The 11,981-nt window shown below is 71.7% G+C and carries 7 protein-coding genes; all 7 read left to right on the top strand.

What is annotated here, in order from left to right; translation table 11 throughout:
• A partial coding sequence (locus H305_RS0142860) for a phosphopantetheine-binding protein (RefSeq protein WP_028805848.1) occupies window positions 1-491 on the top strand: 491 nt, incomplete at its 5' end.
• A 111-nt stretch (window positions 492-602) separates the two neighbouring features.
• The gene (locus H305_RS0142855) at window positions 603-1,529 is read left to right on the top strand and encodes an ornithine carbamoyltransferase (RefSeq protein WP_028805847.1); all 927 of its coding nucleotides are present in this window, start codon (window positions 603-605) and stop codon (window positions 1,527-1,529) included.
• Window positions 1,526-2,863: an MFS transporter gene (locus tag H305_RS48930; protein WP_158690694.1), complete on the top strand. Its 1,338-nt coding sequence runs from the start codon at window positions 1,526-1,528 to the stop codon at window positions 2,861-2,863. The genes H305_RS0142855 and H305_RS48930 overlap by 4 nt, the downstream gene beginning before the upstream one ends.
• Window positions 2,856-3,626: an ABC transporter ATP-binding protein gene (locus tag H305_RS0142845; RefSeq protein ID WP_028805846.1), complete on the top strand. Its 771-nt coding sequence runs from the start codon at window positions 2,856-2,858 to the stop codon at window positions 3,624-3,626. The genes H305_RS48930 and H305_RS0142845 overlap by 8 nt, the downstream gene beginning before the upstream one ends.
• Window positions 3,626-6,115, top strand: a complete 2,490-nt coding sequence (locus H305_RS0142840; RefSeq protein ID WP_028805845.1) for an FtsX-like permease family protein — start codon at window positions 3,626-3,628, stop codon at window positions 6,113-6,115. Before H305_RS0142845 ends, H305_RS0142840 begins: the two co-directional genes overlap by 1 nt.
• Window positions 6,116-6,464: 349 nt before the next feature.
• Window positions 6,465-6,680 carry an MbtH family protein gene (locus tag H305_RS0142835; RefSeq protein ID WP_028805844.1) on the top strand — a complete coding sequence of 72 codons (216 nt, stop codon included), beginning with the start codon at window positions 6,465-6,467 and terminating at the stop codon, window positions 6,678-6,680.
• Between the two features lie 70 nt (window positions 6,681-6,750).
• On the top strand, window positions 6,751-11,981 hold a 5,231-nt coding region (locus tag H305_RS0142830; RefSeq protein WP_051371602.1), incomplete at its 3' end, for a non-ribosomal peptide synthetase.

Genomic DNA, 11,981 nt, shown 5'->3' with positions numbered 1-11,981 from the left:
CGGATGTCTCGGACGCGGCTGTGGTGGTGACCGACGACCAGCGCCTGATCGCGTACGTCGTCGGCCGCGTCGACGACCTTGCGGGTGCCCTCGGTTCCGTGTTGCCGGAGTACATGATCCCCTCGGTGTTCGTCGAGATCGACGCGATTCCGTTGACGGCGAACGGCAAGCTGGACCGGCGCGCGCTTCCGGACCCGGAGGCCGTCGCCACCGACACCTACGTGGCTCCCCGCAGCGAGATCGAGGAGGGCATCTCGGCCATCTGGGGTCAGGTCCTGGGCCTGGACAAGGTCGGCGTCGAGGACAACTTCTTCGACCTCGGCGGCCATTCGATCCTCGCCGTACGGCTCATCTCGCGGCTCCAGGCCGAGTACGACCTGGACCTGCCGGTGCGCGTCGCCTTCGAGCGCCCCACCGTGGCACAGCTCGCCGTGGAGATCGAGGACCGGGTGCGCGCCGAGATCGACGCGCTCCTGACCGACTCCCGCTGACCGCCGCGGGCCGACCCGACGCGCGCCGCAGACCCGACCCGAGGAGCGCCGCCGGTCACCCACCGGGGCCCGGCGGCCTCATCATCAGCCCACCAGAAGGGACCCCACACCATGGGATCCGCGCGACATCTCATCTCCCTCACCGACCTGACCGACGACGAACTGCGCGGCATCGTGGCCCGCGGCGTCGCATTCGCCTCCGGCGCACGCGCGAGGACCATGGACGGCGCCGTCGTCGGCGTCTACTTCCGCCGTACGTCGACCCGGACCCGCACGGCCTTCACGGCGGGCGCGCTCCGGCTCGGGGCGCAGACCGTGACGTTCGGGCCGGGCGACCTCCAGACCAACACCGGCGAGACCAGCGAGGACACCGGGCGGGTGTTCGCCGGGATGCTGGACCTGCTGGTGGCTCGCACGGCCGACGCCTCCGCCGAACTGCGCACCTGGGCGGCCGCCGGCACCATGTCGGTGGTCAACGCGATGAGCGCGGAGGAGCATCCGACCCAGGGGCTCACCGACCTGACCACCCTGCAACGGCACTTCGGACGGATCGAAGGGCTGCGACTGCTGTACGTCGGCGAGGGCAACAACAGTGCCGCGGCGCTGGCGCTGGCTCTCACCCGCTTCCCCGGAACCGAGCTGGAGCTGCGTACACCGCCCGGCTACGGCGTCGCGCCCGAAATCCTCGCCGAGGCCGCGGAGCAGGCGGTACGCAACGGTGCCAGGGTGGTCGAGCGGCACGACATGGCCGCGCTGCCCGCCGATCTCGACGCCGTCTACACCACGCGCTGGCAGACCACCGGGACCACCAAGCCGACCGAGGACTGGCGCGAGGTCTTCGCGCCGTTCCAGGTCACCGCAGACCTGTGGGAGACCAGCCCCAAGGCCGTCTTCCTGCACGACCTGCCGGCCCACCGCGGCGAGGAGGTCACCGCCGAGGTGCTGGACGGGTCGGCGAGCATCGCGTTCACGCAAGCCACGCACAAAATGCACAGCGCCATGGCGGTCCTGGAGTGGTGCTGGGCGGGCCGTCGATGAGCAGGGAAGTCGTGGCGCGGGACGGCGGCGGCGCGGACAAGCTGCCGCCGCTGCGCAGCAACGGGCGCTTCCGGTTGCTGTGGGGCGGTTCCGCGCTGTCGGTCATGGCGGAGCGCTCCTCCACCATGGCCTTCACCCTGCTGGTGCTCTGGCACACCGGGTCGAAGAGCGCGGCCGGCCTGGTCGGCTTCGCGGCGCTGCTGCCGATTCTGGTGATGCAGCTGCCCGCCGGTGTGCTGGTGGACCGCTGGGACCGGCGGCGGGTGATGCTCGTGTGCGTGGCGGGACGGGCGCTGGCCATCGGGTCGGTCGCGGTCTCGCTCGCCGGTGACGAGGTGCGCGTCTGGCACATCGCCACCGTCGCCTTCGTCCAGGGCAGCCTCACCGTCTTCTACCAGCTGTCCGAACGGGCCGCCGTACGCGGTGTCGTGCCGCCCCAGCAGGTGTCCACCGCGATGGCGCAGAACGAGGCGCGCTCCCGGGCCGTGAACTTCGTCGGGCATCCGGCAAGCGGTGTGATGTTCGGGCTCTCGGCCTGGGTGCCGTTCCTGTCCAGCACCGGCCTGTACCTGATGTCGCTGCTGACGCTCACCCGGCTGCGCATCCCCGCGCAGCGTTCCGCGCGGGGCAGGACCGCCCGCGGACTGCGGGAGGAGATCTCCAGCGGACTGCGCTGGGTATGGCAGCGCGCGTACTTCCGCTCGGCGTTGCTCGTGATCGCGGGCAGCAACCTCGTCTTCCAGGGGCTCATCCTCACCGTGGCCGTGCTGGTCAGGGAGCAGGGCAGGCCGGCGAGCACGGTCGGTCTGATCATGGCGGCCGGGAGTATCGGGGGGCTCCTCGGGGCATTCAGCGGCGGCTGGCTGAGCAGGCGGCTGCCGATGCGGCGCGTGATGATCTACGCGCATGTGGCCTGGGCCGTGATCATGCCCGGAACAGTGTTTCTGCTGCACCCCGTGACACTTGGGATTCTCTTCTTCATAACGTCGCATATAGGAGCCGCTGTTACGGTCTCCGGCATGTCCCATCAGGTGCGCATCACACCCGACGCCATGCAGGGGAGGGTCGGCAGCGTCGTCATGCTCCTTGTCTCCGGGGCGAGTTCCATCGGCGCGCTCGGCACCGGCTATCTCCTCGAAGGCTTCGGGACGCGCGGGACGCTGGCCATCGCATCCGGAGTGATGGCCCTGCTCGCCGTGGTGGCGACCGTCGTGTTCACCCGCCCAGGGGCGGAGCTCGAAGACCGGAGCGCCCAGGAAGAGGCGTCCGGGCATCAGCGGGAGCTGACGGCCGGTCCCCCCACCACCATGACGCTACGGAGAATCGATGGATGACGCAGTGCGGCTGGAGTCGCTCACCAAGACGTACGGCTCGGGCAGCGGCGCGGTCAGCGCGTTGCGCGAGGTCGGCCTGTCCTTCCCACGAGGGAGCTTCACGGCCGTCATGGGCCCCTCCGGTTCGGGCAAGTCCACGCTGCTGCAGTGTGCCGCCGGACTCGACCGGCCCACCTCCGGCCGGGTGTTCATCGACGGCACGGACATCGGCGGCCTGAACGAGACCCGGCTGACCGAGTTCCGGCGGGAGTCCACCGGTTTCGTGTTCCAGGCGTTCAACCTGCTGCCCTCGCTCACGGCCGCGCAGAACGTCGGGCTGCCGCTGCGGCTCGCCGGCCGCAAACCGGGCAAGCAGACGGTGCTGCGGGCACTCGCCCAGGTGGGCCTGGAGGACCAGGCGGGAAAGCGGCCCGGTCAGCTCTCCGGCGGCCAGCAGCAGCGGGTGGCGGTGGCCCGAGCCCTGGTCACCCGCCCCGCCGTGCTGTTCGCCGACGAACCCACCGGAGCGCTGGACATCACGACCGGGCGCGAACTGCTCGAAGTACTCCGCAAGTTGGTGGGCAGTCCGGTCACGGGCGGCAAGGGCGCCGACGACCCCGAGCTCGACGAGCCGACCACCATCGTGATGGTCACCCACGACCCGAACGTGGCCGCGTACGCGGACCGTGTGGTGTTCCTCGCCGACGGCGCACTGGTCGGCGAACTGACGTCCCCGACGGCCGAGGCGGTCGCCGCCCGGATGACCGATCTGGCGGTGTCGTAGTGCTCGGCATCGCCTTCCAGACCCTGCGGGCGCGCTGGGTGTCCTTCCTCGGTACCGTCGTCGCACTGGTCCTGGGCGTCGCGCAGGTCGCCGCGATGGGCGTCCTGCTGATGACGATGCTCGACCTGCCCGACCGGCCGGCCGAGCGGTTCGCCCGCGCCGACGCCGTCGTCCTGCCCACCGACCCCGACTGGGACCCCGCCCACCACGACCTCGGCGTCCGCTCGCTGCCCGAGGCCGAAGGCGTCTCGCGGGACCTCCTCGACCGCGTCGCGGCCACGGGGGAGACCGTCGTGGACCGGGCGTTCTACGCGCAGCTCCGCGGCGGCCCGAAGAACCAGGTGGGCCACCCCTGGGGGGTCGCGCGCTTCGGCGGCTACGAACTGACCAGCGGTCGGCAGCCGTCCGGCGACGGACAGATCGTTGTGCCGTCCGACCAGGCACGCACCGGCGACAAGGTGACGGTGATGACCGCCGCCGGGGTCTTGGCGTACACCGTGTCCGGCACCGTCGCACCGGTCGACTGGGAGAACGCCGTCTTCTTCGGCGACGCCGAGGCCGCCCGCATCTCCCCGCGCATCCAGGCCCTGGTGGCCCTCGGCCCGATCGACCAGGTGCGCGCCGCCGTCGGCAAGGACGCCGAGGTACTCACCGGCAGGGACCGGCACGAGGCGGACGCCAGCAAGGCCGAGGACCGCGAGACCCTCGACAACACCATCACCCTGGTCCCGGTGATGGCCTCCGTCGCGGGGACCACCTCCGTCTTCGTCGTGGCCTCGACCTTCGCCTTCGCCGTGATCCAGCGGCGCCGCGAGGTCGCTCTGCTGCGCACCGTCGGCGCCACTCCCAAGCAGGTCCGCCGCATGGTGCGCGGCGAAGCGCTGCTCGTGGGCACGCTGGCCTCCGCGCTCGGCACCGCCCTCGGCCTGTACGGGGCGCAACTGCTCACCGACATGCTCATCGACCTCGACATCTCGCCGCCCTGGTTCCGGGTGCGCCCCTCGCTGCACTGGACGGTGACCGCCCCGCTGGCCGGCGCGTTCCTGGTCGGTGTCCTGGTGGCCCTGTGCGGAGCGGCCGCCGCCGCGCATCGCGCCGGCCGGGTACGGCCCGTCGAGGCACTGCGGGAGGCCGCGGTCGACGACTCCGGGATGACCCCGGGACGGCTGCTGCTCGGGGCGATCGGTGTCGGCGCCGGGGTGGGACTCGCCGCGTGGATCGCGGTCGGCAAACCGGCCACGATCCTCTCGCCCAACACCTACGTGACCGAGCTCCTCGTGCCCGTCCTCGCCGCGGCCGTCATCGCGCCCCTGGCGATCGGCCCGCTGGCACGGCTGCTGATGTGGCCGTTCCGCAATTTTGCCGGGCCCACCGCGATGCTCGTGCGCGAGAGCGTGCTCACCTCACGCCGTCGCACCGCGGCCACCGCCGCACCCATCCTGCTCACCGTGGGCCTCGCCCTGTCACTGCTGGCCGCCACCGACTCGCTCGGCGCGGCCCGTGACCACGGACTGCGCAACCAGGTCGCCTCCCAGTACGCCCTCGCCCCCGACGGCACACCGGGCATCAGCTCCGAGGTCGTCGACCGGGTGAAACGGATCGACGGCGTACAGATCGCGGCGCCCCTGCTCACCACGGTCTACACCCGCGACGAGGACCGCTACGACGAGAACGACGGCATGGTCGTCGACACCTCCGCACTCAAGAGCACCATGGACCTCACCATCACCCAGGGCTCCCTGGACAGGCTCGACGACAACAGCTTCGCCGCCCCCGACCTGTGGGGCTGGGACGCCGGGACGACGCAGAAGATCCTGCTCGGCGACGGCGAGGAAGCCACGCTGAAGGTCGCCGCCGTCTACAAGGCGATGCGCGGCGAGGACGTCGCCTACCTCCCCGAACGCTTCGCCCCGTCCGCCGCCTACGCGCGCGACGGACTGGCGCGCCGCGCCTACATCACCCTGGAACCCGGCACCGACCGGGCCGCCGCCACGGCAGCCATCGACAGAGCGGTGCGGGACAGCGGAGCACGGTTCCTCACCCGCGACGAGCTGGTCGCCTCCGAGAGCGCCTACGCCCGCCATCTCATCGAGGTGCGGCAACGCTCCACCGCCGTGATCGTCGTGCTGTTCTGCTTCATCGCGATCCTCAACACCCTGCTCATGGCGACCGCGGACCGGCGCCGCGACCTGGCCGTGCTCCGCCTGGCCGGCGCCACACCCAAGCAGGTCCTGCGGTTCTTCGTCGCCGAATCGCTGCTCGTGGCCGCCATCGGAGTCGTCCTCGCCCTGCTCGCCTCGGCGGTGAACATCGCGGCCCTGTGGGCGGCGCTGCTCCAGCTGTTCGGCACGACCCCGATCGTGGCGCCCTGGCTCGTGGTCGTCGGCATCGCCGCCGTCTCCGCGCTGCTCGCGGTCGTCGGCACCGTGCTGCCCGTCACGGCGGCACTGCGCTCCCGGATCGTCCAACTCGTGGGCGCCCGCGAGTAGATGCCGGCACGGCTCGTGGATGCCCACGCGTCGCCGCCTGCACGCCGTGTGCGTGCCCGCGCACCGGCGCCGGTACGGCTCGTGGACGCCCGCGAGCGGTGACCGGCCCGGCTCGCGAGTACGGCGAGGAGTGCCGGCGCCCTCCCGAAAGACCGCGCGCGGCCTGGTCCCTCCCCCCGTGGGGACCGGGTCGCGCGCTTCGTCGTGCCCGCTCACGGTGCCCAACGGACCCCAGCCGTACGACAGTTCGCGTAGAGGCCCGGTATAGGCCCCCGCCGGAAGCTGACGGCGGATCCGGACACGTATCCCGATCCGATGTCCGAACAGACCTCCGAAAGGGAGAGCCGAGATGGCTGACGAGCAGACCGACGACCGCGTCTACCGGGTGGTGCTCAACGACGAGGAGCAGTACTCGATCTGGGCCGCGGACCGGGACCTGCCCGCGGGCTGGCACGCGGAAGGCACCGAGGGGACGCGGCAGGAGTGCCTGGACCGCATCGAGGAGGTCTGGACGGACCTGCGCCCGGCGAGCCTGCGCCGCCGCATGGAGCAGGCGACCGCCTGACGGGCCCACGGACACACACAGCAGCACGGCCGGAAACCGAGAAGCACACGGTGGGGGAGGAGCGCTCAGCATGAGCACGGGCGGAGTTCGTACGGGCCAGGAAGCCGGAGACCAGCGCGAGGAACTGGTGCGCGCCCGGCTCGCCGGTGCCCGCCGTGGGCGGCGCGCCGCACTGCGGCGGGCCGACCGGGACGGTCCGCTGGCCCTCTCCCACGGCCAGCAGCAGATGTGGTTCCTCAGCCGGCTCGACCCGGACAGCTGGGAGTACAGCGTCCCCGTCGTCCTGCGGATGCGCGGCCCCCTCGACGCGGAGGCACTGCGCCGGGGCTTCGAGAGCCTGCAGTCCCGACATGAGATCCTGCGCACCCGCTACCGCCTCGACGGAGCGGAGCCGGTCCAGGTCGTCGACCCGCCGGGCCCGTTCGACCTCCCGCTCGACGACCTGACGGGGTCGGGCGGTCCGGCAGAACGGGAACGGCGGGCGCGACAGCTCGCCGAGGCCGAACCCGGCCGCCCCTTCGACCTGGAGCGGGGCCACCCGCTGCGCGCCCGGCTCATCCGGGTCGCGACCGACGACCACATCCTCGCCGTGGTCCTGCACCACGTGGCCTGCGACGAATGGTCGGTCGGCCTGATGCTCGACGAACTCGCCACGCTCTACACGGAGTTCGCACAAGGGCGGCCCGACCCGCTCGGCCCCCTCACCGTCCAGTACGCCGACTACGCCTCCTGGCAGCGCTCCCGCCTCGCCGACGGCACGCTCGACGGGCAACTCGCCCACTGGCGCGAGCAGCTCGCCGGCATCACCCCCCTCGAAGTGCCCACCGACCGGCCCCGGCCCGCCACCCGCCGCTGGGCGGGCGACGCCGTGCCCGTCACCCTGCCCCCCTCGCTCACCGAACGCCTCCGCGCCCTCGGCTCCGCGCACGGCGCGACCCTCTTCACCACCCTGCTCACCGGCTACCAGGCGCTGCTCGCCCGCTACACAGGACGCACCGACATCCCCGTCGGCACCGTCGTGTCCGGACGCGGACGCCCCGAACTGGAACAGCTCGTCGGCTACGCCATCAACACCCTCGTCCTGCGCGGACGCTGGCAGGGCGACCCGTCGTTCCACACCCTGCTGGACGGCACCCGGGCCACCGTCCTGGACGCCTTCGACCACCAGGAGTATCCCTTCGCCCGGCTGGTCGACGAACTCCAGCCGGAACGCGACATGTCCCGCACACCGCTGTGCCAGGTCGCCTTCACCCTGCACCAGGAGCGCACCGACGGCTTCCGGCTCCCCGGCATCACCGCCGAACCGCTGCGGGCCCCCTCCCGCGTCTCCCGCTTCGACCTCACCCTCCAGCTCGGTGAGCGGGCCGACGGCTCCGTGCACGGCACCCTGGAGTACAGCACCGCACTGTACGACCGGAGCACCGCCGAACGCCTCGCCCGGCACTATGTCCGCCTGCTGGAATCCGCGGTCGCCGACCCGGACCGCGCGCTGTCGCTGCTCGACCTGCTCGACGACACGGACCTGGCCGTCCTCGCGCCCGCCCCGAACCTCCTGCCGGCGCCCGACCGCTGTGTCCACGACGTCTTCGAGGGGCGGGCAGCCGCCACCCCGGACGCCCCGGCGGTCGGCTGCGGCGGCGAGTGGCTCAGTTACGCCGAACTCGACACCCGCGCCAACAAGCTCGCCCACCACTTGCGCGAACTGGGCGCGAAACCAGGCAAGTTGGTCGGCGTCAGCCTGGACCGCGGCATCGACCTGATGCCCACCCTCCTCGCCGTCCTCAAGTCGGGCGCCGCCTACCTCCCGCTGGATCCGGAACACCCCGCGGACCGCCTCGCCTACACCCTCCAGGACGCCGGAGCGCGGATCGTCGTCACCTCCGACGCCCACGCCGAGCGTCTCGCCGGCGTCCACGGCGGCGTCCTGGTGAACCTGGACGGCGAACGGGACGCCGCCGCCCTCGCCGCCGCACCCGGCACCGCCCCGGCCGGCGGAGCACGCCCCGACGACCTGATCTACACCATCTACACCTCGGGCTCGACCGGCCGTCCCAAGGGCGTCGGTCTCACCCACGCCAACGTGCTGCGCCTGTTCACCGTCACCGAGGAGCACTACGGCTTCGACGAGCGCGACGTCTGGCCGCTGTTCCACTCGTACGCCTTCGACATGTCCGTCTGGGAGATGTGGGGCGCCCTCCTGTACGGAGGCCGCCTGGTCGTCGTACCGCAGGACCTGGCCCGCTCGCCGGAGGACTTCCTCCGGCTCCTCGCCGACGAACACGTCACCGTACTGAACCAGACGCCGTCCGGCTTCCGGAGCCTGGTCGCCCTCGCCGGCGACGGACATCCGCTGATCGACGAACTCGCCCTGCGTGTGGTCACGTTCGGCGGCGAGCGCCTCGACATGCCGGCCCTGCGTCCCTGGGTCGCCCGCCGCGGCCTCGACCGCACGGCCCTGATCAACATGTACGGCATCACCGAGACCACCGTGCACACCACGTACCACCGGGTCACCGAAGCCGACCTCGCCGGCGACCACGGCAACGACGTCGGCACCCCGCTGCGCGACCTCCAGGTACAACTGCTCGGCCCGCACGGCGAACTCGTACCCGTCGGCGTCCACGGTGAGATCCACGTCGCCGGACCCGGCGTCGCCCGCATGTACCTGGGCCGTCCCGCGCTCACCGCCGAGCGGTTCGTGCCCGACCCGTACGGTCCGCCCGGCTCCCGCCTCTACCGCAGCGGCGACCTCGCACGCCGCCGCCCCGACGGCGGCCTCGACTATCTCGGCCGCATCGACCACCAGGTGAAGATCCGCGGCCACCGCATCGAACTCGGCGAGATCAAGGCCGCGTTGACCGCACATCCGCTGGTCCGCGACGCCGTCGTCGTCGCCCGCGAGGACACCCCGGGCGACAAACGACTCGTCGCCTACGTGGTACCCGCCGGCGAGGCGGTCGCCGCCCCCAGCGAGCTGCGCGCCCTGCTCGCACAGACCCTGCCCGCCTACATGATCCCCACCGCGTTCCTCGCGCTCGGAAAGATCCCCCTCACCGTCAACGGCAAGCTCGACCAGGCCGCACTGCCCGCTCCCGACCGCGGAGCCCTGGCCGTCGGGAGCAACCAGGTCGCCCCGCGCACCGCCGACGAGGAGCGGATGACCGACGTGTGGCGCGACGTCCTCGGCGTCGACCGGGTCGGCGTGACCGACGGCTTCTTCGACCTCGGCGGCGATTCACTGCGCGCCGTGGCCCTCGTCGCCGCGCTGCGCGACACCGGCCACGACGTCACCGTCCGCGACGTCTTCGCCCACCGCACCCCGGCCGATCTCGTCGAGTTCCTCACCGGACGTCCCGCGCCCGCCCGCCCCGAACCCGGCGTCGCCCCGTTCGCCCTCCTCGCGGACGAGGACCGCGCGCGCCTCCCCGAAGGTGTCGTCGACGCCTATCCGCTCGCCCAGGTGCAGCTCGGCATGGTCGTGGAGATGCTCGCCGACGACGGCCGCAACCACTACCACAACTCGACCTGCTTCAGGATCCTCGACGAGTCGACCTTCGTCCCCGACGCGCTCCAGCAGGCCGTACGCGCCGTCATCCGCCGCCACGAGATCCTGCGCACCTCCTTCGCCCTGGACGGGTACTCGGTGCCGCTGCAACTCGTCCACGACCCCGAGCGGGTCGACTCCCCGGTCCGCACCCGCGATCTGACGGCCCTCGACGCGCGTGCCGCCGAGGAGTCCCTGCGCGCCTTCATGGCCGAGGAACGCACCGACCTGTTCGACCTCGCGCGGCCCCCGTTGATCCGCTTCACCGCGCACACCCGGGACGACGGCAGCTGGTGGCTCACGCTCACCGAGTGCCACGCCGTCCTGGAAGGCTGGAGCCACCACTCCCTCCTCATGGAACTGGTCGCCACCTACCGCGCGCTGCGCGACGGCCGGCCGCCAAAGGAACCCGAGCCCGCCGCCGTCCGGTACGCGGACTTCGTCGCGGCCGAACTGAAGTCGCTGGACTCCGACGAGGACCGCGACTACTGGCAAGGCGTCGTGAAGAACCACCCCAAGTTCGTACCGCCCGCCGGATGGGGCGACGACCCGCTGACCACACCGCGCGGGCTGCACCGCGCCTGGGTCCCCTACCACGACCTTGAGGCCGGACTCCGCGCTCTCGCGAGCGAGGCCCAGGTCCCCATCAAGAGTGTCCTGCACGCCGCCCACCTCAAGGTGATGAGCCGCCTCACCCCGGAGGAGTCCTTCCGTACCGGGCTGGTCACCAACGCCCGCCCGGAGGCCGTCGGCGCCGAACGCGTCCACGGCGTCTACCTCAACCCCCTGCCGTTCGCGTTCCGGCGCGGTGCCCGCACCTGGCGGGACCTGGTGCGCCGGGTGTTCGACCAGGAGATCGAGGTCTGGCCGCACCGCCGTTACCCGCTCGGCGCCATGCAGCGCGAGTTCGGCGCCGCGGAACGCCTCGTCGACGTCCGCTTCAGCTACCAGAACTTCCGCCAGGTCGACCAGGACCTCATCGACTACGCCGCCACCATCGACGACAGCCCAACCGAGTTCCCCCTCGGTGTCTCGACCCGCGCCGGCTTCATGGTGATCACCGCCAACCGGCACGTCATCGGTCGCAAGGGCGTCGACCGGCTCGCCTCCATGTACCGCTCGGTCCTGGAAGCCATGGCCTCGGACCCCGACGGCAACGCCCAGCAACCTGTCCTCCCTTCTGGTGAGCGGGAGTTGGTGCTCTCGTCGTGGAATGACACGGGGGTTGTGGTGCCGGAGTTGTCGGTGCCGGAGTTGGTGGCTGTGCGTGGGGTGGAGTCGCCGGGTGTGGTGGCGGTGGAGGCGGCGGGGCGGTCGTTGTCGTTCGGTGAGTTGGTGGATCGGGCTGATCGTCTGGCGGGCGTGTTGCGTTCGCGGGGGGTTGGTGTGGGTTCGTCGGTGGCGGTGTTGCTGGATCGTTCGGTTGATCTGGTGGTGGCGTTGTTGGGGGTGTGGCGGGCTGGGGCGGGGTTTGTGCCGTTGGATCCGGTGTTGCCGGGGGAGCGGGTGGCGGGGATGTTGGCGGATGCCGGCGTCGAGGTCGCGGTGACGTCTGCCGTGTATGTGGACCGTTTCGGTGTGGCTGTGGTGCGGGTGGATGTGGAGCATCCGCCGGTGGGTGGGGTGCTGCCGTCGGTGGATCTGGATGGTTTGGCGTACACGGTGTTCACGTCGGGTTCGACGGGTCGGCCGAAGGGTGTGCAGGTTTCGCATCGGGGTCTGGTCAATCATGTGGACTGGGCGGTGCGGGAGTTGGT

This window comes from Streptomyces sp. 142MFCol3.1 (assembly GCF_000424945.1).
Taxonomy (GTDB): domain Bacteria; phylum Actinomycetota; class Actinomycetes; order Streptomycetales; family Streptomycetaceae; genus Streptomyces; species Streptomyces siamensis.
Note: the sequence above shows the minus strand (reverse complement) of the source record. Positions and strands in the feature narration are given on the sequence as shown.

Coding starts and splice junctions, on each gene's coding strand:
- H305_RS0142855 (WP_028805847.1), top strand. CDS start 603: ATGGGATCCGCGCGACATCTCATCTCCCTCACCGACCTGACCGACGAC.
- H305_RS48930 (WP_158690694.1), top strand. CDS start 1,526: ATGAGCAGGGAAGTCGTGGCGCGGGACGGCGGCGGCGCGGACAAGCTG.
- H305_RS0142845 (WP_028805846.1), top strand. CDS start 2,856: ATGGATGACGCAGTGCGGCTGGAGTCGCTCACCAAGACGTACGGCTCG.
- H305_RS0142835 (WP_028805844.1), top strand. CDS start 6,465: ATGGCTGACGAGCAGACCGACGACCGCGTCTACCGGGTGGTGCTCAAC.